At 64.8% G+C, this 25,226-nt stretch carries 27 protein-coding genes; 9 read left to right on the top strand and 18 right to left on the bottom strand.

Features of this window, described 5'->3' with window-relative positions:
* Positions 1 to 40: 40 nt before the first annotated feature.
* From JQ591_RS10660 to epmA, 3 genes are read right to left on the bottom strand one after another with little or no spacing between them, the layout of a single operon-like run.
* Positions 41 to 295, bottom strand: coding sequence for a hypothetical protein (locus JQ591_RS10660; RefSeq protein WP_211395946.1), 255 nt, complete (start codon positions 293 to 295; stop codon positions 41 to 43).
* 47 nt (positions 296 to 342) lie between these two features.
* The gene (locus JQ591_RS10665) at positions 343 to 1,437 is read right to left on the bottom strand and encodes a lysine-2,3-aminomutase-like protein (RefSeq protein ID WP_211395947.1); all 1,095 of its coding nucleotides are present in this window, start codon (positions 1,435 to 1,437) and stop codon (positions 343 to 345) included.
* The gene (gene epmA, locus JQ591_RS10670; RefSeq protein WP_211395948.1) at positions 1,434 to 2,498 is read right to left on the bottom strand and encodes an EF-P lysine aminoacylase EpmA; all 1,065 of its coding nucleotides are present in this window, start codon (positions 2,496 to 2,498) and stop codon (positions 1,434 to 1,436) included. Before epmA ends, JQ591_RS10665 begins: the two co-directional genes overlap by 4 nt.
* A gap of 162 nt (positions 2,499 to 2,660) precedes the next feature.
* On the opposite strand from epmA, the gene efp reads away from it, so the two are divergent.
* The 3 genes from efp to JQ591_RS10685 all read left to right on the top strand — a co-directional run bounded on the left by efp (position 2,661) and on the right by JQ591_RS10685 (position 5,943).
* Positions 2,661 to 3,227 carry an elongation factor P gene (efp, locus tag JQ591_RS10675; RefSeq protein ID WP_027569909.1) on the top strand — a complete coding sequence of 189 codons (567 nt, stop codon included), beginning with the start codon at positions 2,661 to 2,663 and terminating at the stop codon, positions 3,225 to 3,227.
* Positions 3,228 to 3,250: 23 nt separating this feature from the next.
* The gene (locus tag JQ591_RS10680; RefSeq protein ID WP_211395949.1) at positions 3,251 to 4,873 is read left to right on the top strand and encodes a M23 family peptidase; all 1,623 of its coding nucleotides are present in this window, start codon (positions 3,251 to 3,253) and stop codon (positions 4,871 to 4,873) included.
* Between the two features lie 83 nt (positions 4,874 to 4,956).
* Complete coding sequence (locus JQ591_RS10685) at positions 4,957 to 5,943, top strand: DUF808 domain-containing protein (RefSeq protein WP_211395950.1); 987 nt, start codon at positions 4,957 to 4,959, stop codon at positions 5,941 to 5,943.
* 30 nt (positions 5,944 to 5,973) lie between these two features.
* Here the strand turns inward: JQ591_RS10685 and JQ591_RS10690 are convergent, their stop codons facing one another.
* Both JQ591_RS10690 and JQ591_RS10695 read right to left on the bottom strand, forming a co-directional pair.
* A complete protein-coding gene (locus JQ591_RS10690) occupies positions 5,974 to 6,477 on the bottom strand; it encodes a cupin domain-containing protein (protein WP_211395951.1) in 504 nt (167 codons plus the stop codon).
* A gap of 21 nt (positions 6,478 to 6,498) precedes the next feature.
* Entirely contained in the window at positions 6,499 to 6,978 is a 480-nt protein-coding gene (locus JQ591_RS10695) for a carboxymuconolactone decarboxylase family protein (RefSeq protein WP_211395952.1), read from the bottom strand.
* 54 nt (positions 6,979 to 7,032) lie between these two features.
* Here JQ591_RS10695 and JQ591_RS10700 point away from each other — a divergent pair, with 54 nt between their 5' ends.
* Positions 7,033 to 7,557 carry a MarR family winged helix-turn-helix transcriptional regulator gene (locus tag JQ591_RS10700; protein WP_211395953.1) on the top strand — a complete coding sequence of 175 codons (525 nt, stop codon included), beginning with the start codon at positions 7,033 to 7,035 and terminating at the stop codon, positions 7,555 to 7,557.
* A gap of 33 nt (positions 7,558 to 7,590) precedes the next feature.
* Here the strand turns inward: JQ591_RS10700 and JQ591_RS10705 are convergent, their stop codons facing one another.
* From JQ591_RS10705 to JQ591_RS10715, 3 genes are all read right to left on the bottom strand, one after another.
* Complete coding sequence (locus JQ591_RS10705; RefSeq protein ID WP_211395954.1) at positions 7,591 to 7,779, bottom strand: hypothetical protein; 189 nt, start codon at positions 7,777 to 7,779, stop codon at positions 7,591 to 7,593.
* An 84-nt stretch (positions 7,780 to 7,863) separates the two neighbouring features.
* Positions 7,864 to 8,115, bottom strand: coding sequence for a hypothetical protein (locus JQ591_RS10710; protein WP_211395955.1), 252 nt, complete (start codon positions 8,113 to 8,115; stop codon positions 7,864 to 7,866).
* A gap of 73 nt (positions 8,116 to 8,188) precedes the next feature.
* Complete coding sequence (locus JQ591_RS10715) at positions 8,189 to 8,449, bottom strand: hypothetical protein (RefSeq protein ID WP_211396431.1); 261 nt, start codon at positions 8,447 to 8,449, stop codon at positions 8,189 to 8,191.
* A gap of 139 nt (positions 8,450 to 8,588) precedes the next feature.
* Here JQ591_RS10715 and JQ591_RS10720 point away from each other — a divergent pair, with 139 nt between their 5' ends.
* The gene (locus JQ591_RS10720; RefSeq protein ID WP_211395956.1) at positions 8,589 to 9,818 is read left to right on the top strand and encodes a lytic murein transglycosylase; all 1,230 of its coding nucleotides are present in this window, start codon (positions 8,589 to 8,591) and stop codon (positions 9,816 to 9,818) included.
* 6 nt (positions 9,819 to 9,824) lie between these two features.
* On the opposite strand, the gene JQ591_RS10725 is transcribed toward JQ591_RS10720, so the two are convergent.
* The 3 genes from JQ591_RS10725 to recJ form a co-directional block, all read right to left on the bottom strand.
* The gene (locus tag JQ591_RS10725) at positions 9,825 to 10,622 is read right to left on the bottom strand and encodes an aldolase (protein ID WP_211395957.1); all 798 of its coding nucleotides are present in this window, start codon (positions 10,620 to 10,622) and stop codon (positions 9,825 to 9,827) included.
* 109 nt (positions 10,623 to 10,731) lie between these two features.
* On the bottom strand, positions 10,732 to 11,541 hold the full coding sequence (locus JQ591_RS10730) for an SDR family NAD(P)-dependent oxidoreductase (protein WP_211395958.1): 810 nt from the start codon (positions 11,539 to 11,541) through the stop codon (positions 10,732 to 10,734).
* A 31-nt stretch (positions 11,542 to 11,572) separates the two neighbouring features.
* On the bottom strand, positions 11,573 to 13,414 hold the full coding sequence (gene recJ, locus JQ591_RS10735; protein WP_211395959.1) for a single-stranded-DNA-specific exonuclease RecJ: 1,842 nt from the start codon (positions 13,412 to 13,414) through the stop codon (positions 11,573 to 11,575).
* Between the two features lie 282 nt (positions 13,415 to 13,696).
* On the opposite strand from recJ, the gene JQ591_RS10740 reads away from it, so the two are divergent.
* On the top strand, positions 13,697 to 14,773 hold the full coding sequence (locus JQ591_RS10740; protein ID WP_211395960.1) for a methyl-accepting chemotaxis protein: 1,077 nt from the start codon (positions 13,697 to 13,699) through the stop codon (positions 14,771 to 14,773).
* Positions 14,774 to 14,934: 161 nt separating this feature from the next.
* Here JQ591_RS10740 and JQ591_RS10745 read toward each other — a convergent pair whose 3' ends face one another.
* Complete coding sequence (locus tag JQ591_RS10745; RefSeq protein ID WP_211395961.1) at positions 14,935 to 15,921, bottom strand: helix-turn-helix domain-containing protein; 987 nt, start codon at positions 15,919 to 15,921, stop codon at positions 14,935 to 14,937.
* 499 nt (positions 15,922 to 16,420) lie between these two features.
* Between JQ591_RS10745 and JQ591_RS10750 the strand changes: the two genes are divergently transcribed.
* The 3 genes from JQ591_RS10750 (at position 16,421) to JQ591_RS10760 (ending at position 18,882) form a co-directional block, all read left to right on the top strand.
* A complete protein-coding gene (locus JQ591_RS10750; protein WP_211395962.1) occupies positions 16,421 to 17,434 on the top strand; it encodes a formylglycine-generating enzyme family protein in 1,014 nt (337 codons plus the stop codon).
* Positions 17,435 to 17,671: 237 nt separating this feature from the next.
* Positions 17,672 to 18,415, top strand: a complete 744-nt coding sequence (locus JQ591_RS10755; protein ID WP_211395963.1) for an SDR family oxidoreductase — start codon at positions 17,672 to 17,674, stop codon at positions 18,413 to 18,415.
* 50 nt (positions 18,416 to 18,465) lie between these two features.
* Entirely contained in the window at positions 18,466 to 18,882 is a 417-nt protein-coding gene (locus tag JQ591_RS10760; protein WP_211395964.1) for a cupin domain-containing protein, read from the top strand.
* A gap of 20 nt (positions 18,883 to 18,902) precedes the next feature.
* Here the strand turns inward: JQ591_RS10760 and JQ591_RS10765 are convergent, their stop codons facing one another.
* Genes JQ591_RS10765 through JQ591_RS10790 form a run of 6 tightly spaced genes read right to left on the bottom strand, consistent with a single transcriptional unit; the run spans position 18,903 to position 25,121 of the window.
* Positions 18,903 to 19,907, bottom strand: coding sequence for a 4-hydroxythreonine-4-phosphate dehydrogenase PdxA (locus JQ591_RS10765; protein ID WP_211395965.1), 1,005 nt, complete (start codon positions 19,905 to 19,907; stop codon positions 18,903 to 18,905).
* The gene (locus tag JQ591_RS10770; protein ID WP_211395966.1) at positions 19,904 to 21,466 is read right to left on the bottom strand and encodes a tripartite tricarboxylate transporter permease; all 1,563 of its coding nucleotides are present in this window, start codon (positions 21,464 to 21,466) and stop codon (positions 19,904 to 19,906) included. The genes JQ591_RS10765 and JQ591_RS10770 overlap by 4 nt, the downstream gene beginning before the upstream one ends.
* An 11-nt stretch (positions 21,467 to 21,477) precedes the next feature.
* Complete coding sequence (locus JQ591_RS10775) at positions 21,478 to 21,960, bottom strand: tripartite tricarboxylate transporter TctB family protein (RefSeq protein ID WP_211395967.1); 483 nt, start codon at positions 21,958 to 21,960, stop codon at positions 21,478 to 21,480.
* A gap of 53 nt (positions 21,961 to 22,013) precedes the next feature.
* On the bottom strand, positions 22,014 to 23,006 hold the full coding sequence (locus tag JQ591_RS10780) for a Bug family tripartite tricarboxylate transporter substrate binding protein (protein WP_211395968.1): 993 nt from the start codon (positions 23,004 to 23,006) through the stop codon (positions 22,014 to 22,016).
* Positions 23,007 to 23,057: 51 nt separating this feature from the next.
* Positions 23,058 to 24,317, bottom strand: a complete 1,260-nt coding sequence (locus JQ591_RS10785; RefSeq protein ID WP_211395969.1) for a CaiB/BaiF CoA transferase family protein — start codon at positions 24,315 to 24,317, stop codon at positions 23,058 to 23,060.
* Positions 24,318 to 24,326: 9 nt separating this feature from the next.
* Positions 24,327 to 25,121: an enoyl-CoA hydratase/isomerase family protein gene (locus JQ591_RS10790; protein ID WP_211395970.1), complete on the bottom strand. Its 795-nt coding sequence runs from the start codon at positions 25,119 to 25,121 to the stop codon at positions 24,327 to 24,329.
* Between the last annotated feature and the right edge of the window lie 105 nt (positions 25,122 to 25,226).

Consider the following 25,226-nt stretch of genomic DNA (forward strand, 5'->3'; position numbering starts at 1 on the left):
GCGGGGTGAGGCTGTCGCACCCTGCCCGCTGCTCCGGCGCCTAGCAGCCGCGGCAGATGCTCTTGATCTTCTTGTCGAGCGCCTGATTTTCCTTGCTGAGAGGATCGTTCGGGTCGCTCAGGTTCTTCTCGTTCGGCACGTCGCCGACGCGCGGCTGGCGATGGCCCACGGGTGCCTGCGGCGGAGATCCGGAGGTCGCGCCCCCCGATGTCGATCCCTTGGTGCCGCCGGTCTGCGCGACCGCCGCGCCGCCGAGCAAGACCAGAAGCGACACCGCCACGACGATCTTTCTCATTCTGCTCCTCCATTCCTCAAAACCGGCGTCGTCTCGTTCTCACCCGCTCAGGTCTCGGGCGGATAGAGATGAACGTCGCCGCAATAGTCCACGATACGATAGCGCGTTTCCGATGCCGCATCACCCGCATCAGGTGCGGTATTTTGCATCGGCAACACGTAATTCGGCCCCACCGGCGACTTGCCCGCGCCACCGGGAATGTCGATGACATAGTCAGGCTGACATAGTCCTGACACCCGTCCACGCAACTGCCGCATCAGGTCCTGCCCCTCTGCAAGCGTCGTTCGCAGATGCGCCGTGCCGGGCGCGAGATCGCCGTGATGCAGATAGTAGGGCTTGATCCGGCATTCGACGAAAGCTCGCATCAAATCCGACAGGGCGGTCACGTTGTCATTGACGCCGCGCAAAAGCACGGACTGGCTTACCATGGGAATTCCGGCATCGACCAGTCGCGCGCAGGCGGCACGCGCCGGCCCCGTCAGTTCGCGCGCATGGTTGGCATGCAGCGCCACCCAGGTGGTGGCGCCTTCGGCCTTCAGCGCCGCGACCATCTCGTCGCTGATGCGCGCGGGATCGGCCACCGGTACGCGGGTGTGAAGGCGGATGATCTTGACGTGATCGATGCCGGCAAGATCGGCCATGATCTCGCTCATCCGCCGCGGCGACAACATCAGGGGATCGCCGCCGGTCAGGATCACCTCCCAGACCTCACTATGCGAGCGGATGTAGTCGATCGCCGCGCGATAGGCGCCGTCCGAGAGCGCGTTCTCCTTGCCGGGTCCGACCATCTCGCGGCGGAAGCAGAAGCGGCAATAGACCGCGCAGACGTGAACAAGCTTGAACAGCACGCGGTCGGGATAGCGATGCACGATCCCGGGAACCGGCGAGTGCGGATGATCGCCGATCGGATCGGCGTTCTCACCCGGCTGCATCTCCAGCTCCGCGGCGGTCGGGACGAATTGCCGCGCGATGGGATCGTCGGGATCGGACCTATCGATCAGATCGACCAGCGCCGGCGTGATCGCAACCGCATAGCGTGCGGCAACGCGATCGAGCGCCGGCAGCGCCGTGGCGGACGCCAGCTGCTCGGCCACAAGTTCGGCGGGCTCGCGCAATGTGCGTGCAAGCTTGCTCTTCGTCATGTTTCACTTACCGCTTCATTTGCAGGCGGCGTCCAGACCACCTGATCAATTCGCGATGCGCCGCCCGCCAGCATCACCAGCCGGTCGAAGCCGAGCGCGACGCCGCTCGCCTCCGGCATCGCCGCGACCGCGGCCAGAAAGTCCTCGTCCAGCGGATAGGCTTCGCCGTAGCGGCGTTGCTTTTCCGCCATGGATTCCGTGAAGCGCTTGCGCTGCTCCTCGGCGTCGGTCAGCTCGCCAAAGCCGTTGGCGAGTTCGACGCCGCAGGCATAGACCTCGAACCGCTCGGCAACGCGGGGGTCGCCCGCCTTCACACGCGCCAGTGCCGCCTCTGGAGATGGGTATTCGAGCAGAATGGTCAAACGCCCCTGCCCCAGATGCGGCTCGACATGCTCAACCAGGACCTTGCTGAAGATGTCGGACCAGGTGTCGTCCTCGGCCACGCGGACCTTGCCGGCAGCTGCCCGTGCGAGCGCGGCGCGGTCGCCCTCGCCGCCGGAAATGGTCGCAAGCAGGTCGATCCCCGCAAACTGCCCGAAGGCGCCGGCCACAGTCACAAGCTCCGGCTCGGCGAAGGGATCGGCGGTCCGGCCGCGGAAGGCGAAGGTGCCGATACCGGTCGCCTGGGCCGCGCGGGCGATGAGGACGACGCAGTCGGCCATGATGGCGTCATAGGGGGCGTCTGCCCGGTACCATTCCAGCATGGTGAATTCGGGCAAATGCAGGTCGCCGCGTTCGCGGTCCCGGAACACCCGGGCGAACTCGAAAATCCGGGTTTCCCCGGCCGCCAGCAGCTTCTTGCAGGCGAATTCCGGCGAGGTCCGCAAGTATCGGCTCACACGGCTGCCGTCGGGGCGCATGATCTCCGTCCGGGGGGCGTGCAGGTGGGTCTCGTTGCCCGGGGAGACCTGAAGAACGGAGGTTTCGACCTCGACGAAGGCCTGCTCGGCGAAAAATCCCCGTAGAGCCCTGGTGATGGCTCCCCTGGCCTGAAGGAAGGGCCGGCGGTCGAGATGCCGCGAGGGGGACCAGAACGGCGACATCGGCTTGTCCCCAGCCATCAGCCGGCCGCCCCGCAGGCCAGCAAAATGCTGGCATCCAACGGCAAAACCAGTATGTTGCGGCCCGAAACGGGTGCCGCGGTCTGATTTGGGGCCCCAGGTCCCCCATCAATTTGACCACGTCCTGGCCCGAGCCGGGCCAAGCAAGCAGGAAATACAGCTTTGAGAGTCATCGCCAGTTCTATTCGCAAGGGCAACGTGATCGAGCAAGACGGCAAGCTATATGTCGTCGTGACCGCCGAGAACATCCATCCCGGCAAGGGCACCCCGGTCAGCCAGATCGAAATGCGCCGAATCTCGGACGGGGTAAAGATCTCCGAGCGTTACAAGACCACCGACCAGGTCGAGAAGGCCACGATCGAAGAACGCAACTTCACCTATCTCTATGAAGACGGTGACGGTTTCCACTTCATGAACCCGGAGACCTATGACCAGGTCCAGGTGTCCAAGGACGTCATCGGCGACGCCGCGGCCTATCTTCAGGAGAGCATGACGGTCAAATTGTCGACGCACGACGTCAATGTGGTGTCGATCGCGTTGCCGCAGCGCGTGACGCTTGAAGTGGTCGAGACCGAGCCCGTGACCAAGGGCCAGACCGCCTCCTCGTCCTACAAGCCCGCGATTTTGTCCAACGGCGTCCGCACCACCGTGCCGCCGCACATCGCCGTCGGCACCCGCATCGTGGTGATGACCGAAGACGGCTCCTACTCCGAGCGCGCCAAGGACTGACGGGGCCAAAGCGAGCGCAACAGGTGCCGCCGGGGGGCGAGACAGTGGTTGGGAAAGGTTTCCGCTTCGTCTCGCAACTTCTGGCGTCGCTTTCGCTCCTCATTGCCTCTCCGCTCGCTGCGGATGAATTCCGCAGCCCCTCGCTCACGGCCCTGCGCGTCGATTGGCGCGCAGCGCTCGACCAGCTCCGCACCGAAATCAACGCCCATCCCCGGGCCGCGGACGATTTCATCTTCGCACCCCGTCGTTCGGTGCCGCGCTACGATCCGCGCGCGATGCCGGCGCTGGTGCAGCTCAACGCGATCTCCTCGCAATTCTTCACCGGCATCGCCCGCAGCTCCGTGCCCGTGCTGCTGCCGTTCGACACCGCCGCTTATTTCGAAGCACAGCGCAATGGCGCGCCGGCGACACTCGCGCTGTCGCGCTACCAGGCTGACTTCAATTCCGTCGACATGTTTGATGCCGGCCCCGCCGGCTACAGCGCGACCTTCTCGTTCGAGCCCGGCGCCGGCGACGGCATGCCGAGCCGCGTGTTCGCAAGGCCGGTCGAGGTGCAGATCACGGGTTCGGCGCTCGTCTATGACATTGCCGATCCCTCGGGCGGCAAGGGCGAGCCGGTCAAACCGCTCGCAGCGCTCTACCCGGACCTGCGCAAATTCATCCGGGAAGGCTATGTGCGCTACGCTTTCACCCGTTTCGGCGTCGCCTATGTGGTGTCGATCCAATGCCTCGACAGCGTCGCCAAGCCGCGGCGGCTTTCCTGCAAGGAGGCCTATCCGGTCGCCGAGCGTTTCCTGAAGGCGCTGCGCGTGGCCGGCGGCCAGCGCATGCGGCCGCTGGCGGACACTGCTTCCAGCATTCTCGATCGTCCCGCGGAGCGTTCTGCGGACTTCGCCTACCGGCCGAGCGGCGACATCATCCCGAACACCGGCTATCGCAAGCAGGGCGGCCATCCGGACGTGATGGCCTATGCACAGATCCGCTTTCCTCTCGAGAAGGCGCCCGCGTTCGTACGCTCGCAATCCTATGCCAAGCGCGACAAGATGGAGAGCACGACCGCCTATCCCTGGCGCGACAATTTCTGCGAATCCCGCAGTTTCGAGGTCTGGCAATGCGGCGGCGGTTATGGCCACCAGGGCGAGGACATCCGCGCGGCCGAGTGCCCACCGCCCGGTGAAGGCCGCGAAGCCTGCGATCCCAAGCAGCGCGGCGTGGTCGCCGTGCGCGATGCGAGGGTCATACGCGCCTCCAAGGACCAGGCCGCGACGCTGCAGGTCAACAGCCGGACCGAGCATATTCGTTTCCGCTACATGCATATGAACCCGCAGGCGATGAACGCCGACGGCCTGCTCCATGGCCGCATCGTATCGGAGGGCGAGAAGATCGGCGTGGTCTCGAATTATCTCGACCATCCCGCCGGCACCTCGATGCACCTGCATTTCGACGTGCAGGTGTTCACCCGCGACGGCTGGATCTGGGTCAGTCCCTACGTCACGCTGGTCTCGGCCTATGAGCGCCTGATCCACGCCCGCGGCCGCGAAGTCGGCCCGGAGATCGCGGTCACGGCGCAGCCCGTGGCACACGCGCTGCCGGAGGACGTGATCAAGCCGGACCAGCGCGAGGGATCGAGCGGCGAGGACAATTGACGGCTTGCTCGTTCCAATGCCGGGCAGTGAAAAAGTGTGTTGTCGCACACGCCGCCGGCTCGAAGGCATAAGGAACAGGGTTGATGAGTGTCGGACTGATTGGTCTTCTCGACGATATCGCAGCGATTGCAAAGGTGGCAGCAGCCTCGCTCGACGATGTGGCGAGCCAGGCAGCCAAGGCGGGAGCAAAGGCGGCTGGCGTGGTCATCGATGACGCAGCCGTCACGCCGAACTACGTGATCGGCTTTGCCGCGAAACGCGAACTGCCGATCGTGGGCAAGATTGCGGTTGGGTCGCTGCGCAATAAATTACTGATCCTGCTGCCCATTGCCCTGCTGCTTGGTTATTTCCTTCCCGCCGCGGTCACGCCGCTGCTCATGCTGGGCGGAGCCTTTCTCTGCTACGAGGGTGCCGAGAAGGTGCTCGAAGCCGTGATGCCGCATCATGCGCGCCACCACGAAGCTCAGCTCCAGCCGATTGCATTGAATGCCCGCTCGGTCGAGGACGAGAAGGTCGCGAGCGCCATCAAGACGGATTTCATCCTGTCGGCGGAGATCATGGCGATCACGCTGGCGGCCGTCCCGACGGGCAGCATCTGGACGCAGGCGCTCGTGCTGGCACTCGTCGCCATCTTCATTACAGTTGGAGTCTACGGCGTGGTCGCCCTGATCGTGAAGGCGGACGATGCCGGCGTGGCTCTTGCGCGGTATAACCGCGCCTCGGTCATTGGCGGCGCAATCCGCTTGCTTGGACGTGCGCTCGTCCGCGGCATGCCTACCTTCCTGGCGGTGCTGAGCACCATCGGCACGGCCGCCATGATCTGGGTCGGCGGCGGCATCATCCTGCACGGCATCGAGCAATACGGCCCACCCGTGGTAGGCCACACGGTCCATGCCGCGACCGAGGCTGCCGCGCGCCCGCTTCCCTCCATTGCAGGCATCGTCGAATGGTCGGTCGAGGCAGCCATCTCAGGCGTCATTGGACTCCTTGTCGGCGCAGTTGCGATTCCTGCCGTCGAATACGGTCTTTCACCGGCATGGAAACGGTTGAGGCGATCGCAGCCGACTTGAACAACACTGGTTTCGGATTGCCAGTGCCAGCTACTCCAACAGCGTCGTGAGTTGCGCGCCCTCGTCCGCCACGAACACCGCGATCAATTCCGCCGGCTCCGTGGTGCTGGCATTGGCCGAGACCAGATGCGTCGAGCCGGGCGGCTCGAAGAAGGACTGGCCGACGCCAAACGTCTCGACCGGACCGCCGCCGAGCTGGGAGCGGATCTCGCCCTTGGTGATGTAGGCGGTGACGGATCCTGCGTGACGGTGCGGCCGCGAGAACCCGCCGGGACCGTAGAACACACGCACGATGGTGACGCGCTTGCCCGGCACGTTCGGCAGCGCGTAGGAGCCGATCGGTTCGACCTTGTCGAGCGGCGAGCTTTCGGCGGCGGTGGCGCAGAGCGGCGAGAGTGCGCCGGATATGGCGTCCATCGTCACCGGCAGCGCCTTGCCGATCGCAAGCGCGCAGGCGAGCCCGCCGACGACGGCGATCGCCATCGAGCGCGATGGCACCGGGCGCGGTGTGGCGGCCAAATTCATTGCAGTCATGACAACCTCCCTTCGTTGCAATCAGGATGCCGCCGCATTCGCTGCGACCGGCCGCTTCGCCGGCGTCCAGCGAAACGCCGCACCAAAACGGTTCCAGACGTTGATCGAGGCGACCGCCGAGGTCAGGTAGGTCAGCTCCGTCTCGGAGAATTCACGGCTTGCCTCGGCGTACACGTCTTCGCCGACGCCGTCGGGCAGGCAGGTCAGCGCCTCGGCCCAGGCCAGCGCGGCACGTTCGCGCGCGGAAAAGATCGGCGCCTCGCGCCAGACCACGACCAAATTGAGCTTGTCCACGGGGACGCCGATCCGCTCCGAAAGCAGGATGTGATGCTGCAGGCAGAAGGCGCAGCCGTTGATCTGCGAGGCGCGCAGCTTGACCAGTTCGAGAAGCTGCTTGTCGAGGCCGGCCTTGGCCGCCACCTGGCCGAGCGCCAGCACCAGCTCATACGCATCGGGCGCGATCTTCTTGAAATCCTCATATTCGCTGCGGGCGTGTGACATTGCCGTTCACCTCGTGGTATTGTAAGAGTGCTGATACAGTATAAGAGCCCTTACATGATGCGCAAGCCGGCCGATATCACGAGATCGCAACTGCGGCGGAAGGCACCCACGGCTCCCCCAGCGGTGCGCGTACCAGCCCCAGGGGAAGGCAAGCGCGGCGAGCAAGGCTATCTCGGCTATCTGCTGCGCCAGGCCCACGCCGCAGTCCGCCTGACGATGGAGCGGTCGCTGGCCGATCTCGGTGTCACCTCACCGCAATTCGCGGTGCTGACCATGCTCAATGCCTATCCGGGCCTCTCAGGCGCCGACGTTGCCCGCCTCACCTTTCTGACGCCCCAGACCGTCGGCGTCATCATCCGCAATCTCGAACGTGACGGTGCAATTCTGATGACGCCCCATCCCGTCCACGGCCGCATCCAGCAATGGACGCTGACGCCGCGCGGCGCGGCGCTTTTGAAAGCGTGCCGGGAACGGGTGATTGCGTTGGAGAAGCGCCTTGCCACCGGGCTCGATGCCAAGGCCGAAGCAAGCATTCGTCGCTGGCTCGCAGGCATCGCGGCCGATTTGCAGGAGGACTAGCCGGGGAATGCTGGTCGCGTCCAGAAGCGAGGCCTAGTCGCCTCCCCCGTCGCCACCGCAGCCACCGTCGCCCCCACCGGCATCCGAGAAGTCGCCGCCCGCGTCGCCGCCGCCATGAATGCCGCGGCCAAAGTTCTCTGCGATAATCATCAGGATCACGACGAACAGCCCCGCGCCAAAGGGCCAGGGGTTGGCACGGATGATGTCGAACAGCTCCCGCATGCGCGCATTCTGCGCCCACGGATGCCAACCGACCGTAAAGCGGGAGGCTAAAAGTTGGACACTTGCGAACTTGCGGAAGGTCGGCTACCCGCCGCTTAACTCATCCTTAACCTCACCCTCAGGCCAGGTCTCGTCCGCCCCGATCACGCGCACACGGCTGTGATCCGTGGCGTTCACCAGCACATGCGAACTGGCCCGGTCACGGCTATGCTCCAGCTGCAAATCCGTTTCCGGCTTCCAGCTCAATGTCGTCGCGATATCCCCCGGAAAAATCTGCCAGCGCGATCCGTCATCCAGCTCGACGACGTGGCTTTCGGCATGCGCGCGTATCTTCATTCAGCCCCGAACTGCCCTCTCGAGGAGCGGCGTTGCGGAAGGTGCCCCGACGATCGGCCGGGGCACCGCTCCGTCAGTCGTTGTCGTGATGAATCACGGTCTTGCTGCGGTTGCCGTATTCATCTTCCTTCTTGATCACCGTGGTGCGGTCGGCAGGAGCACGCTCCTTGATGACCGTGGTGCGGTCGCGATCGCGGTCCCGCTCACGATATTCGTGAGACTGTCCGACCGTCACGCCGGCACCGACCGGACCGACGTGAACGCCGACTTCGTCGGCAAACGCAGGCGCGGCGATGGCGGTGACCATGGCGGCGGCAAACAGGTATTTCCTCATCTTCATCTCCTCCTCCAACGTGGTGCTGGGGGAATGCGGGAGTGCGACAGTTTGTTCCGGGGAACGCGAGGACCACGACCTGTTCCTCCAGTTCCAGGAACCGGGTCACAGTTGCCCTGTTTCCCGCTAGGATGGGTCCATGAAACAAGCTGATTCCTCGGTCCATCGCAGCCGCCGCGCTCTGCTTCGATCCACGCTCGGCGCAGCCGCACTCGTCGCAATCCCAACACGCATCCTGGCCGCCCCTCCGGGCTTCGAGGAATGGCGCGAGGGCTTTCGCGCCCGCGCCATGGCGAAAGGCATTTCGGCCGCGACCTGGCAGCGCGCGATGGCGCGGGTCGAGCCCGACATGAGCGTGTTCAAGCAGATGCGCAACCAGCCCGAATTCCATGAGCAGGTCTGGCAATACATCAACCGCCGCGTCTCCGACTGGCGCATCATCAACGGCAAGATCGCGCTGAAGAACAACGAGGCGCTGCTCGCGCGCATCGAGCGCGACTTCGGCGTCGAGCGCGGTACGCTGCTGGCGCTGTGGGGCGTCGAGTCCGCCTATGGCGATCCGCTGGTGCAGCAGAACCACATGACGCCGGTGTTTCCCTCGCTCGCCGCGCTCGCCTGGAACGAGCCGCGCCGAAAAGCCTATTGGGAGACCGAGCTGATCAACGCGCTGCGCATCGTCGACAAGGGCTGGAGCACGCCGGAGCAGATGCAGGGATCCTGGGCCGGCGCGATGGGGCATTCGCAATGGATGCCGGAAGTCTGGCTCAATGTCGGCATCGACTATGACGGCGACGGCAAGGTGTCACCGTTCGGCAAGCCCGACGATGCGCTGGGCTCGACCGCAAAATATCTCGTCAACCGCGGCAAGTGGCACCGCGGCGAGCATTGGGGCTACGAGGTGCGCGCGCCCAGTGAGATGAGCGGCAGCCGGACCTATGCGGCATGGCAGGCGGCCGGCGTCACCCGCGCCGACGGCCAGCCGTTTCCGCAAACCTCCGCATCCGCGCAGATATGGACCCCGGTTGCGGGCGGACCGACATTTCTGCTGGGACCGAATTTCAACGCGGTGAAGAGCTACAATCCCTCAATGAACTATGCGCTGGCGATCTGCCATCTCGGCGACCGCTGTCTCGGCGCCCCGCCCTTCATCCAGCCGTTCCCCGGCTCCGAGCGCGCGCTGACGCTCGCCGAGGTGCAGGAGATGCAGACGCGCCTGACCAAGGCGGGCTTCGACACCGGCGGCACCGACGGCCGTGTCGGCAACGACACCATGAAGGCAATCAAGGATTTTCAGCAGCGCGCGGGCATTGCGCCTGCGGACGGCTACGGCGGACTGAAGGTGCTGGCGAAGTTGCGCCAGGGGTCGTAGGCAGGCTCAGTGCCTGTACTGCGGCTCCTCCGCATCGAGCTGGCGGCGGATTGCGGCGAGATGCAGCCGGGCGGATTCGGAATCGCCCTCGCGCATCTGCCGGTAGGTTTCGGCGGCAATCGCGGGATCAACCGGCAGCACCTGTCGCCCCGTCGACATTGCCAGTACCTGCACCTCGGCGGCGCGTTCGAGATAATAGAGATCGTCCCAGGCCTCCGCGATCGTCGGCGCCAGCACCATCACGCCGTGATGCTTCATGAAGATGATGTCGCCATCGCCAACGGCCGATGCGATGCGCGCGCCTTCGCGATTATCGAGCGCGAGGCCGTTGTAGTCGCGGTCCACGGCCGTGCGACCGTAGAACTTCAGCGCGGTCTGGCCAGCCCAGATCAGCGGATCGCCCTCGGTCATCGACAGCGCCGTGGCGTAGGGCATGTGGGTGTGGAAGGCGACCTTGGCGCGCGGCAGGCGCTTGTGCATCTCGGCATGGATGTAGAACGCGGTCGCCTCGGGCACGCCCTCGCCGTCGAGCACGTTGCCGTGGAAGTCGCAGATCAGCAGCTTTGACGCCGTCAGCTCGCGGAAGGCGTAACCGTAGGGATTGACCAAAAAGAGATCGTCATGGCCCGGCACCACGGCCGAAAAGTGGTTGCAGATGCCCTCCTCAAAGCCGTTGCGCGCGGCCATGCGGAAGCAGGCGGCAAGATCCTCGCGCGCGTTGCGGATCGCATCGCTCGCGAGATCCGGACGGTTCGAGCGAAACGTTGCTGGCGTGGATGACGAAGAGTGAAGGCTGTGCGCCATGGCGGAAGGACACCTCTGTCGGTCGGAAGACGCCCGCGTTGTACAGGGGCTGCGCCTGCGCGTCAGCCCCTGCGGGCGCCACCCTGCCCTTCGCAGCCCGCGCGGCGGCCTATTGCCGCCGGGCCACGCCGCCGGCGTTCATGCCGCCGTCGATGACGAGCTCGCTGCCGGTGACATAGCGCGAGGCATCGGAGGCCAGATACAGCACGCCAGAGGCGATCTCGGCGGCCTGGCCGGCACGGCCGAGCGGCGTGACGACGCGCGCACGCTCGTCCGGATCAATCGGCGCGTTGCCCTGGTTGCCGGTCGCACCGGTCGGGATCTTACCCCAGATCGGCGTGTCGATGATGCCGGGGTGCACGGAGTTGACGCGAATGCCGTCGCCGGCCGCCGCGCACTCCATCGCGATGGATTTCGCGAACAGCCGCACGCCGCCCTTGGTCGCCGAATAGGCCGACAGCCCGGGCGCGCCACGCAGGCCGGCCAGCGAGGACATCATGACGATCGAGCCGCCGCCGGTCTTGCGCATCAAGGGCAGGCAATGCTTGACCGAGAGGAAGACGCCGTCGAGGTTGATCGCGTTCTGCTTGCGCCAGTCACCGAGCGTCATGTCGACGATCGAGGGCACGGCAATGCCGATGCCGGCATTGGAGACGAGAATATCGAGCCGGCCAAAGCGCTTCGCGATCTCGGCAACGATCTCGATCCAGCGCTCTTCGCTGGTGACGTCCTGCTCCAGGAAAATCGCCTTGCCACCGGCCTTGGTGATGCGATTGGCTAGCTCTGGGCCTCTCAGCTCGTCGATGTCGGTGGCAATGACCGTGGCGCCCTCGCGCGCGAACAGCTCGACGATGGCCTCGCCGATGCCTGATGCGCCGCCGGTCACCAGCGCGACCATGCCCTCAATTTGCCCTGCCATGTTCACTCCCTTTTTTTGTTGTTCACCGGATCTACCTAATCATGGATGGGCCCTGGTCGGGTAGCGCGACGTCGATGACGCGGAATTGCACGCGCTCGGCGCCCTGGTAGCGATCGACCGACAATGATCCCGCGACATGCAATTGCTGGCCGCGATTGGCAACAAGCGCGTTGCCGAGCTTCTGTCCGATCGAACGGAATGCGATGCCGTTGACGATGGCGCCGTCGCCCGACTTGAAGCGTAGCCTCAAATGCGCCTGTCCCACCTCGTCGGCATAGACGAGCTGATGCGCCGGCAGCGCCAACACGACTTCCGGATTGCCGCTGCCGAAGGGACCTGCGCGGTTGAGCGTCGTTGCAAGCTCGGTCGTCACCGCGCGCGCGGAGACCGCGCCGTCGATGTAGAGCTCGTTGACGTGGCGCGCCTCCGCGACGTCGCGCGCCAGCATGGTTTCGAGATAGGCGCGAAATTCCGCGAGCTTTTCCTTGCGCAGCGTGACGCCCGCAGCCATCGCGTGGCCACCGCCCTTGAGCAGAATGCCGTCGGCGACCGCCTGCCGCACCGCCTTGCCGATATCGACGCCGGCAATCGAGCGGCCGGAGCCGGTGCCGATGCCGCCGGGCTCAAGCGCGATCGCGAAGGCGGGCCGCGAGAACTTCTCCTTCAACCGGGACGCAACGAGACCGACCACGCCGGGATGCCAGCCTTCGGAGGCCGTCACGATCACGCCGATCTTGTCCTCGAACCCGATCGAGGCGAGCGCCTCGGCTTCGGCCTGCGCTTCGGCCGCCTGCTCGATGACACGGCGCTCGCTGTTGAGGCGGTCGAGCTCGGCGGCGATCCGCGCGGCCTCGACACTGTCACTCTCCAGGAGCAGCCGCACGCCGAGATCGGCGCGGCCGATGCGGCCGCCGGCATTGATGCGCGGTCCCAGCATGAAGCCGAGATGCCAGGCCTCGGGCGGGCCGTTGAGCCGCGCCACGTCCATCAGCGCGGTGTGGCCGACATGGTCGCGCCGCCGCATCGCGATCAGGCCTTTGGCGACGAAAGCGCGGTTGAGACCGATCAGCGGCGCGACATCGGCAACCGTGCCGAGCGCAACGTGATGCAGCATGCCGAGCAGATCCGGCTCGGGCATCTCCGCATTCCAGAAGCCGCGCTGGCGTAATTCACGATTGACCGCGACCAGCGTCACCAGCACGAGGCCGACGGCGGCGAGATGGCCGAGGCCGGAGAGATCGTCGAGCCGGTTAGGATTGACCAATGCGTCAACCTCCGGCAGCTCCGTGCCGGCCTGATGATGGTCGATCACGACGACGGACATGCCGAGACGTTTTGCTTCGGCGAGCGGCTCGATGCTGGTGGTGCCGCAATCGACGGTGACGAGCAGCGTGGCGCCCTTCGCGGCCAGCCCACGCACGGCTTCCGTGTTGGGCCCGTAGCCCTCGAAGATGCGGTCGGGAATGTGGATCAGCGGATCGAGCCCGCAATGGCGCAGATGCCAGGTCAGCAGCGCCGCCGAGGTCGCGCCGTCGACATCGTAATCGCCGAAGATCGCGACCTTCTCGCCGTTCGCTGCGGCATCCGCGATCCGCTTCGCGGCGGCTTCCATCTCCGTCACCGTGAACGGGTCCGGCAGAAGCTTGCGGATGGTCGGATCGAGGAAATCCGCGACGGCGTCGATGTCGACGCCGCGACCCGCCAGCACCCGCGCCAGCATCTCCGGCAGCTGGTGCTGCTGCACGATGGCAAGCGCCTTCGCCGCCCCGCGCGCATCCAGCCGGTCGCGCCAGAGCTTGTCGGTGAGCGAGCGCGCCACTCCCAGGAACGCCTGGGGCGCTTCGACGGGCAAGGCGGTGGCGGGGGGCGTCATGAATAGCGGCCGGTTTGAGGAACCTGGGAGCCGGAGGTAGCGCATCGCCCGGGCCAGCGGGACGATTGACCCGGAATCCCCCGAGATTTGCAATGTCTGCGCCGCACAAAGCGGTGGATTGCCGCTTTGCTACGCGGACTGACTATCATTTGAGCATTCCGCAAAACAGCAAATTAAGCAGGCGTTAGGCGGAATCTTCGAAAAAGAATCGTATTCGATCTGTCAGTGATTGTTCCGGGTTCGTTGCAGATCAGACCTCATTGCCAAGGGAAGCTAACCCCGATGTCTGCTGCGCTGGGTTTCAAAGCCAAGCCGATCGCCGATGAACCCGCTGATGATGATTCCGACATCTCCGCGCTGATCAACCGCCTCACGGCGGAGGTCAACCAGATCGCGGTCGACAAGACCAAGGCGATCCAGCAGATCACCAACCAGATGAAGATGCTGGCGCTGAACGCGCTGATCGAAAGCTCGCGCGCCGGAGCGCAGGGCGCGGGCTTCGCAGTGGTGGCGCAGGAGGTCCGCGGTGTCGGCCAGCAGGTCGAGACCATCGCGCGCGAGCTCGAAAGCCAGTTGACGAAGCGGACCGGCGATCTCGTCTCCTCGATCGACCGGATGAGCCAGCGCTCGCGCGGCGAACGCATGGTCGATTTGTCGCTCAATGCCATCGAGCTGATCGACCGCAACCTCTATGAGCGTACCTGCGACGTGCGCTGGTGGGCCACCGATTCCGCGTTGGTCGATTGCGCGGCCTCGCCCGACGCCGCGGCCGTTTCCCATGCCTCGCAGCGTCTCGGCGTGATCCTAGGGGCCTACACCGTCTATCTCGACCTCTGGCTCTGCGACCTCGACGGCAACGTCATCGCCAACGGCCGCGCCGACCGCTTTCGCGCCGTCGGCCAGAACGTCGCCAACACCAAATGGTTTCGCGAGGCACGGACTTTGCGCTCCGGCGACGACTATGTCGCCGGCGACGTCGAGAACCAGCCGCTGCTCGGCAATGCGCAGGTCGCGACCTATTGCGCCAGCGTCCGCGCCGGCGGCCAGGCCAACGGCGCGCCGATCGGCGTGCTCGCCATCCATTTCGACTGGGAGGCACAGGCCCGCGCCATCGTGCAAGGCGTGCGCGTCGGCGACAGCGACAAGGCGCGCGTGCTGCTGGTCGACTCCAATCTTCGCGTGATCGCCGCCTCGGACGGCCAGGGCATCCTCAGCGAGCGCATCTCGATCTCGCTGAACGGCCAGCGCTCCGGCTTCCATCACGACCGCACCGGCGCGCTGATCGCCTTCCACGCCACGCCGGGCTATGAGACCTATCGGGGTCTGGGCTGGTACGGGGTGATCGTCTGCGCGCCGTGAGGCTGGAGGCAGCCTGTCCATCCAACTCAAAACCGTGAAAACAACCCCATGCACAGTAGCCATGGGGTTGTTTTCATGATGGTTTTCGTTCGCCGTTTGACACGTCGGGCAAAACACCGGCGCGCAGCGATCATGGCGTCGTTCGCAGCCGGCTCAGCGTGTTAAGCGTTGGCGATGTCGTACCCGGCTGTCCGCAATGTTGCAGTTCCGAGCGTCTGTGACGGACTTTCTCCGAACATCGCACGGTAATATTGCGAGAACCGCCCGAGTTCGTAAAAGCCCTGCTCCATCGCGACGGCCGCCACCGTGGTCGAGCCAGGTGCGCTCTGCTGCAGAATGGAATGAACGGCGCACAGCCGCTTGTGCCTGAGGAAGCTGACCGGGCCGAGGCCGAACACCTCCTGAAAGGCGCGGTGCAGGGTGCGCCGCGATACGCCCAGCGCCGCGCAAATTTCCGACACATGCACCGGACGCGTGCCGGCGTTGTCGAGATACCCCTCGACCTTGCGGATCAGCCGTCGCGCGGATGGGAGCCAGCCATTGCCGTCGGGTGGCAGCGACGACGCGACGTTGGCAACCATGCATTCGGCGATCGAGCGTTTCCAGAAATCAGCAGTTGATGGCGTCAGCCCATATTTGTTGTCGCGCAGGTGCGACATGACCCGGACCAGGCGGCGCGAGGCGATCGCGCCGGTTTCGATGTTCGCGCGGAAATGACCACGGCTGCGCCAAGTATCGGGATCGCTCAGCCGTGCTTCACCGCCGAACAGCGTCGCGACTTCGTTGAGGTCGAAGCGCATGGCGGCATAAGCGGAGCCGCCGTGAAAGACACCGTCATGTTCGAGCAGCGGCGGAATGACGAGCACATCGTTGAGCTGCATGTCGAACGACCAGTGGGCGACGCGCTCCTCGGCCACGAGCAGCATCCCGATGATCAGCTTGTCGTCGCTGGAAACCCGCTGCGTGCGCATGCCGACGTTGAAAGCACCAATGCTGAGCGAGAAGTCGCCGATGCCAACATGGGATAACGTTCCGCGCAACCGGCCGCGGCCGAGCTGCATCACATCGACATGCGAGCCGTGGACGGCCTGGTGAAGTCCTTCGAAACCGTCCAGCTTGCGCGAATCAACCAGAAGGTACTGCCCCATGGCAGTACCCTGTTACAGAAGCGCGACAATTCTGCGGCAGGCGGCAGCGAAGCACCACCACAACGCGAGGTGGGTGCGACGAGCTGACCTCGCGTTTTGAGACAAATCATCGCCGAATTTGTCACAAGATATGCCGTTGAAGAGTCTCGCATCGAGGGATTTGCGACATGGGGCATTAGGTCTCACGCGCTGCCCGGGCAGACTGGCACAAACTGCACATCACAGCCTCCCAATCTTCGGATACCGTTTGCAACCTTAGCGATATCGACCGAAAGCGCTCTGCGGATGGCAGAGCGCACGCGGAATGGATTTGCCGCGTGCTCGAACGCGTGCGCGCAAAGGAGAGAGACGTTGACGCAATACAGCGTCTCCCTCACCCGAGCGCCAAAAAAGAGGGGACCAGACAATGCGTCCAACGTGTCGCGCAAAGAGCCATCGTCGAAGTCTGCCAGAGTTGGCGCCGTAGCATCGGGTGGATGCGAGTATCGGAGTTTCCACCATGTTGCGGGCGGATTTGGATCACTGCGAGTGGTTGCCGGATGATTTGAAGACCGGCGAGATGGTCTTCATTCCCGGCGGAACCTTCCGCATGGGATCCGACCATCATTATCCGGAGGAAGCGCCGAGCCATCGCGTCGCTGTCGACGGCTTCTGGATTGACCGCACGCCCGTGACTAACCGGCAGTTCAAGCAGTTCGTCAACGCAACCGGCCATGTCACCGAGGCGCAGATCGTTCCCGATCCGAATGACTATCCAGGCGCGCTGGCAGAGATGCTCTACGCGGGATCACTGGTGTTCTCCCCGCTGCCGCGCATCACCGATCTCACCGACTGGAGCCAGTGGTGGACTTTCCTGCGCGGCGCCAACTGGCGCCATCCCTATGGTCCCGGCAGCAACATCAAGGACCTCGACGACCATCCCGTCGTTCACGTCTCCTTTAGCGATGCGGCAGCGTATGCCCACTGGGCCGGCAAGGACTTGCCGACCGAGGCGGAATGGGAGTTCGCGGCGCGTGGCGGCCTCGAGGGCGAAGAGTTCGCCTGGGGTGATGCGCTAATACCGGGCGGCAAGCACATGGCCAACATCTGGCAGGGCAACTTTCCTGTCCAGAACCTCGGCGAGGATGGGTTCGAACGTACCTCGCCGGTCATGGCCTTCCCGCCGAACGGCTACGGCCTCTACGACATGATCGGCAATGTCTGGGAGTGGACCTCCGACTGGTGGTCGTCAAGGCACGCCGCCGACGCCGCAAAACCCTGCTGCATCCCCAAAAATCCCCGCGGCGGCGGTGAGCAGACAAGTTACGATCCTCGCCTCCCCGACATCCAGATTCCGCGCAAGGTCCTCAAGGGCGGCTCGCACCTCTGCGCGCCGAACTATTGCCGCCGCTATCGACCGGCTGCGCGGCACGCCGAGCCGGTCGATACCTCCACCTGCCATGTCGGGTTCCGCTGCGTGGTGCGAATGCCGCTCGCTGGCGACCGCAAACAAAAAGGACCTGCTGCAACGTAGGGAGTATCGCTAGCGGATGCCGGCGTCAGCAATGCGCTCCGCGCGTCGGACTATTTCGATACGCAACTTTATCTCTCGACGGTTGGATAGAGGTCTTCATCATTTTTCGACAAGGCAGGCTGGTTACAGGCAAGAACCGGCCCCATTTCCCCGGTAAGTGTTGCCGCATCGCTTTCGTGATGCGCGACGCGTCGACCCTGAGACGCTCGCGCTCGCACAATGCCGAGGAGACATGCCATGAAGATCGTCGTGATCGGCGGGACCGGATTGATCGGATCCAAGCTCGTAGCGAAGCTCAAGCAACAAGGCCACGAGGCCGTAGCAGCCTCGCCGAAATCGGGTGTGAACGCCGTGACCGGGGAAGGCCTCGCAGCAGTGCTGGCGGGCGCGGATGTCGTCGTCGACGTTGCCAACGCGCCGTCCTGGGAGCCTGCCGCCGTGCTCGAATTCTTCGAGCGTTCGAGCAAGAACCTCGCTGCGACCGAGGCGGCTGCGGCCGTGAAGCATCATGTGGCGCTCTCGATCGTCGGGACCGAGCGCTCGCCCGACATCGCCTATTTTCGTGCCAAGCTCGCGCAGGAGACCATCGTCAAGGCATCTCCGGTGCCCTACTCGATCGTCCGTGCCACCCAGTTCTTCGAATTCCTCGGCGCCATCGGCGATATGGGTGCGGCCGAGGGCCGGATCGTCGTTCCATCGGCGTTGTTTCAGCCGATCGCAGCGGAAGACGTGGCGGAGCGACTCGCGGAGGTCGCGATGGGCCAGCCGCTCAACGGCACGATCGATATCGCAGGACCTGAGAAGGCTCCCTTCAATGAATTCATCGCACGGCGCCTGAAGGCGTCCGGCGACACCCGACCGGTGGTGGGAAACCCAAAGGCAACGTACTACGGCGCTCCCATCGACGACACATCGCTGAACCCTCTCGGCGAGGCGCGGCTCGGGAAAACGCCGCTCGCAACGTGGCTCGCGAGGCTCTGAAGACTTGGCCATCCCGCAATCACGACAGAAACGGCAATGAAGGGACTCCCATGCGCAGATTGCTGATCGCAATTGCGGTTTATACCGCGTCTTTCCTGACGGCCTATGCAGCCGAGACGGCCGCACCGTCGGCCAAGGTGACCGTCGTGTTCGACCAGGCCCTGCCGAATGTCCCGGGCAAGAGCATGAAGGGCGTGCTGGTCGAGTATGGTCCCGGAGGGTTCTCGCCGGCCCACATCCACGCGCCCTCGGCTTTCATCTACGCCACCGTCCTGGAAGGAGCGATCCGCAGTCAGGTCAATGACGGCCCCGCCAAGGTCTTTCACAAGGGAGAGAATTTCTCAGAAAAGCCCGGCGACCGCCATGCCGTCAGCGCCAATGCCAGCGACACCGAGCCTGCGAAGCTGCTTGCCGTGTTCGTGGTGGATACCGCCGACAAGGCACTGACGACGCCCATCGCGAAGTAACGCTAGCTCAGCGCGTGCAATCAGGCCGCGCGCCGCGCGGCCATCTCTGCCGCGAGCAGCACGGCGGCGCGGCTGGCGCCGATCGATGCAATGCCCTGGCCGGCGATGTCGTAGGCGGTGCCGTGGGCGGGCGTGCAGATCGGGAACGGAAAGCCGCCGAGCAACGTCACGCCGCGATCAAAACCCATCAGCTTCATCGCGATCTGGCCCTGGTCGTGATACATCGTCAGCACCGCGTCGAAGGCGCCACCCTTGGCGCGCAGGAACACCGTGTCGGCAGGGAACGGACCCTCGGCGGCAATGCCCTCGCGCTGGCCGGCCGCGACCACGGGCGCGATGACATCGATCTCCTCGCGTCCGAAATTGCCGCCGTCGCCGGCATGCGGATTGAGACCGGCGACCGCGATGCGCGGCCGGGCGAAGCCGGCATTGCGCATGCAGGAATCGGTCAGCTTGAGCGCACGATGGATGCGTTCGCCGGACAATCGCGCGGCGACGTCCTTGAGCGGGATGTGAGACGTCACGCGTGCGTTCCAGAGCCGGTCCAGCACATTGAACTCGCTTGCGGGGGTTTTGAGTCCGACCACCTCCGCGGAGAACGCGATCTCGTCGTCATACTCGGCGCGGGCCAGCCGCATCGCCTGCTTGTTGAACGGCGTGAAGCAGACGGCATCGACCCGGCTGTCGCGGCCGAGTTCGAGCGCGCGCTTGTAGTTGGCAAGCGCGAACCTGCCGCCGGCAAGGCTCGCAATTCCCTGCCTGATGTCGCCGGGATCGAGGTGACCGAGATCGACGAACAGCGTCTCGCCCACCGCCACGCGCAAGTCGGCCCCCTGCTCCACCATGGTCAGTTCCGGCTTGACGCCGGCAATGCGCGCGCCCTCGTCGAAGATGCGGCGGTCACCGATCACGACGATCCGGCTGCGGGCGCGGATATCGTCCTGCACCACGAGCTTTGCGGTCAGCTCCGGGCTGATGCCGGCGGGATCTCCCATTGCCAATGCAACGAGCGGCTTTGCGGTCATATGATCACCTTCTCTCGAGCGGTCTCTTGAGCTCTCTTTTGGGCTGTCGTCTCGTCGGTGGACGGCGCAGGCTTGCGCAGCAAGCGCGCAAGCTGCAGCACGAGCGGAAGCAGCAACAGCGCGATGCCGGCCACGATCAGGCATGTCACCAGCTTGTTGGCGAAGAAGATCCCGAGCGATCCCTTGGACATCAGCATCGACTGCCGGAACGCGTCCTCGGCCTTGTCGCCGATGACGATCGCGAGGACGAGCGGCGCCAGCGGATAGAACAGCTTCTTGAAGAGATAGCCGACGATCCCGAAGCCGAGCATCATGACGACGTCGAGATAAGAGTTCGACACCGAATAGGCGCCGACGACGCAGATGATCACGATCAGCGGCGCGATGATCACGAAGGGAATCCGCATCAGGGCCGCGAAGACCGGGACGGTCAGCAGCACCAGCGCGACGGCGACGATGTTGCCGACATACATCGAGGCAATCAGGCCCCAGACGAAGTCCTTCTGGTCGACGAACAGCATCGGCCCGGGATTGAGACCCCAGATCATCAGCCCGCCCATCATGACGGCCGCAGTGGCCGAGCCGGGAATGCCGAGCGCCAGCATGGGCAGAAGCGCGCTGGTGCCGGCGGCATGATCGGCCGTCTCCGGCGAGATGATGCCTTCGACCTCCCCCGTGCCGAAGTACCGGCCACGGCGCGAGAAGCGTCGGGCGATGCCGTAGCTCATGAAGGATGCCGCAGTCGGGCCGCCAGGCGTGATCCCCATCCAGCATCCGATTGCCGCGCTCCGCAGCAGCGCAACGCTATGCCGCGGCAGGCGGCCGACGGCACGAAACACCTCGCGCCAATCGATCTTGGAGGAGGCCGCACGGGCATGAAATTCCTCTTCTACGGCGACGAGCAGCTCGCCGATGCCGAACAGGCCCATCACCGCGACGACGAAGTTCACGCCTTTGACGAGTTCGTCGACACCCATCGTGAGGCGCACGCTGCCGGACACCGTGTCGATGCCGATGGCCGCGATCGCAAAGCCGATCGCCAGCGCGACGACAGTCTTGATCGGCGCCGCCCCGCCCATGCCGACGAAGCTGGCGAAGGCCAGGAAATAGACCGCGAAATATTCCGCCGGCCCGAAGGCGAGTGCGACCTGCGCCACCCATGATGCGAGGAAGGTGATCAGGATAACGCCGATCAGCGCGCCGAATGCCGCCGAGCCGAAGGCGGTGGCGAGCGCCGTCGTCGGCCGGCCGTCACGGGCCATCGGATAGCCGTCGAAGGTGGTTGCGACAGACGACGGCTCGCCCGGGATGTTGAACAGGATCGAGGTCACGGAGCCGCCGAACAACGCGCCCCAATACATGCTGGAGAGCAGGATGATGGCGGAGACCGGCTGCATGCCGAAGGTCAGCGGCAGCAGCAGCGACACGCCGTTCGGAGCACCCAATCCGGGCAGCACGCCGACGAGAATGCCGAGCAGCACGCCGATCACCATCAGCGCCAGATGCGGCACGGTGATCGCGATGTTGAAGCCGTGCATGAGTTCGTGGAGATTGTCCATCGGCCTCTCCGTCAGAAGCCGAACGCCGCGGCGAGCGCGCCGTGCGGCAGGCTCACCTGGAACATGCGCTCGAACACGACGTAGAGCGCAAGCGCTGTCGCCGCCGCCATGCCAAGGGCGCGCGGCACGGATTGGTGCTTGGGGATTGCAAGCACTGCGAAGACATAGAGAGATGAGGCGACGTACATCCCGGCCAACGGGATCGCGGCCACGAAAATCGCGGCCGGCACGAACAGGCCGGCAAGCCGGCGCAGCTCGATCGGCGTGATCGCGATCGGAACATTTGCGAGTGTCGCAGCCGGCACGACACCTCGCACCAGGTTGTAGAGGCTTCCGAGCATGATGATGATCCCGGTCAGGAACGGAAACGTCCCGGCATCCACGCCCGCGTTCGACCAGCCGATGCCGTTGTCGAGGCTGGAGACGACGACCGCCACGCCGAAGCTGCCGGTGAGGACGGCGGTCGCAAGTTCGAGAGCGCGGCGCGATATCATCAGGGGCTCCGGTCCGTCACGAGACGTCAGGACATCATTGCGGCTTCAACGCCTCACTTGACGAGCCAGCCCTGCTCGCCCGCGACCTGCTTGACGTGCTCGAGGTCGTCCTTGATGAACTTGTCGAACTCGGCGCCGGTCAGGAACGTGTCGACCTGGGAGGTTTTCTCGATGTAGTCCTTCCACTCCGGCGTCGCCTGAACCTTCTTCATGAGGTCAACATAGAACGCGGCCTGGTCCGGCGTGACCTTGCCGGGGAGCCACACCGTCCGCGGCTGCTCATACTGCTTGATGTCGAGGCCCTGCTCGACGCAGGTCGGAACGTCGCCCCAGCCTTCGGTCGCGGTGACCTTGGCGCCCTGCGGCAGCCGCTTCGGGCTGAAAACGCAAAGCGGTCGTTGGGTTCCACCGCGCCATTGCCCGAGACTTTCGCTGGGATTGTTGACGTGGGAGTCGAGGTGGCCGCCGGCGAGCTGCACGGCGGTCTCGGCGCCGCTCTTGAAGGGGATGTAGGTCAGTTTGACGTGGCCGGCCTTCTCGATCATGCGGGTCAGCACCTCGTCGGTGTCCTTCGACTGCGCGCCGCCCATCTTGAATTCGGAAGACGCAGCCGCCTTCAGGTAGTCGCCCGCCGTCTTGTAGGGTGCGTCCTGCTTGACCCAGAGCAGGAACTCGTCCTGCGCCATCGCCGCGATCGCAGTGAGATCGGTGTAGTTGAAGGCGACCTTGGAGACGAGCGGCTGCTGCCAGGCATTCGACGTGCCGAAGATCACCTTGTAGGGATCGCCGGCGGACGCCTTGCCGTAGACATAGCCTTCGGCGCCGCTGCCGCCGCCCTTGTTGACGACGACGATCGGCTGCTCCACCAGCTTGTGCTTGGTGATGATGTTCTGCACGGCGCGTGCGAGATTGTCGGTGCCGCCGCCGGGCCCGGCGGTCGCCACGAACTCGATCGGCTTTTGCGGTTGCCATGCACTGAGCGCCGGCATCGTGCCGGCGAGCACGGTTGCGGCTGCGAAGAGCAGAAGTTTCGACGTCCGACCCATGATTTCCTCCAGCTGATTTTGTCTCTTGTTCTTGTCGTTTTCGACGACCGGTCAGGCGACGCGTTCCTCGCGTCTTCCTGCTGCCAGGACGATTGCGCCTTCTTTTTCGAGCGCTTCGATCTGCTTCTGGTCGAACCCGTGCTCGACCAGAACCTCGCTTGTATGCTCACCGTAGACCGGCGCGCCCGTGCGCACTTTGCCTGGGGTCTCCGAAAACTTGACCGGCAAGCCGATCGTCTTCACGGGACCGAGTGTGGAATGCTCGACCTCGACGACCATCTCGCGCGCCAGCGTCTGCGGATCGCGGAGCGCCTCCAGCATGTCATGCACCGGTCCGCACGGCACGCCCTTCTCGTCCAGCGCCGCGAGCCAGTGCGCCCGGGTCCGGGTGCGGAAGCGCTCGCTCAGGACGGCTTCGAGCTCCTTCAAATGCGCCATGCGGTCGGCCCCGGTGACGAAGCGCGGATCGGCAGCGAGCTCGCTCGCGCCAAGGGCCTCCAGCATCAACAGCCAGTGCTTCTTGTTGGCGCCGCCGACCACGAGCCAACCGTCCGAGGCCTCGAATGCCTGATATGGCGCGTTGAGCGGATGGGCCGAGCCCATCGCGCGCGGCGCGGTGTCCGTGGCCAGCGCGATGGTCGACTGCCAGTAGGTCTGCACCAGCGCGGCCTCATAGAGCGAGGTCTCGACCCACTGCCCTTCGCCGGTCTTGAGACGGTGCGTATAGGCCGCGAGGATGCCCATGCTCGCGAGCAGGCCGGCGGTGATGTCCGACAGCGGCGGGCCGCATTTCACTGGCGGACCATCGGGGCGTTCGCCGGTAAAGCTCATGATGCCGCTCATGGCCTGGGCGACCAGATCGAAGCCGCGGCGGTGCTTGTAGGGTCCGGTGCGGCCGAAGCCCGACAGCGAGCAATAGATCAGCGTTGGATGCTGCTTGTGCAGGTCTTCGTAGCCGAAGCCGAGGCGCTCCATCGCGCCCGGCGCAAAGTTCTCGACCAGCACGTCGGCGTCCGTGATCAGCCGTCGCAGCACCGCTTTGCCGCCCTCGGTCTTCAGATCCAGCACGATGCCGCGCTTGTTGCGGTTCATCATCAGGAAGGAAGCCGCCTCCTCACCGATCTTCGGCGGCACCGAATGACGAGTGTCGTCGCCGTTCGGCGATTTCTCGATCTTGATGACGTCGGCGCCCATGTCGGCGAGCATCAAGGTGCAGGTCGGCCCGGCCATGACATGGGTGAGATCGATGACCTTGAGGCCGGCAAGCGGCCCCGAACGGCGGGAGGTTGATTGCGATCGATCGCTTTGCATCGGCCTGTCCTATTGGCCACGCCATTGCGGCGCGCGCTTGGTGAGGAAAGCATCGAGCCCTTCGCGAAAATCCTGGCTCGTGTAGCACATCAGGATGAGGTCTTCGCCCTCGTCCCGCGTCAGCCGCCTTTGCAGGCGCGCCACCGCCTGCTTGGTCGCGTTCAGCGTCAGGGGCGCGTGGCCGGCGAGCAGCCGGGCAACCTCGTCTGCGCGGCTGTCGAGCGCGGCGAGATCCTCGACGACCTCGCCGAGCAGCCCGACACTTGCGGCCTCCGTGGCGTCGATGAGGCGGGCGGTGAAGATCAGATCCTTGACGCGTGCGGCGCCGATGAGGGCGGTGAGACGGCCGACATTGGACATCGACAGGCAATTGCCGAGGGTGCGAGCGATCGGAAAACCGATTTTCGCGCTTCGGGTGCCGATGCGGAGGTCGCAGGCTGCGGCGATGCCGGCGCCGCCGCCGGTGCAGAACCCGTTGATCGCCGCGATCGTCGGCACGCGGCACTGCTCGAGCGTGGTCAGCACCCGATCGATCCGGTTCTCGTAGTCGATCGCGTCCTGCGGCGTCTTGAATTCGCGGAACTGGTTGATGTCGGTGCCCGAGGCAAACGCCTTGTCGCCGGCCCCGCGCAGCACCAGCACCTTGATCTCGTGATCGTCGTTGATCTCTTCACAGATCGCGGCGAGCCGCTCGTACATCGCGAAAGTGAAGGCGTTGCGCGCCTGCGGGCGGTTGAAGGTGATCCGCCCGATACTGTCCTGGCGCTCGAAAACGAGGTCTTCCGCCTCCACCTGATGGTCCATTTCCTCATTTCCTTCTGCTTTTTTACATTTTTGAATGCAAAACTATCGATTTACAAGCTGGAACTTGCATTATTCGGCATATATCTTCATTTTTGAATTCAAATG

The organism is Bradyrhizobium canariense, from assembly GCF_018130465.1.
GTDB classification, from domain to species: Bacteria; Pseudomonadota; Alphaproteobacteria; order Rhizobiales; family Xanthobacteraceae; genus Bradyrhizobium; species Bradyrhizobium canariense_C.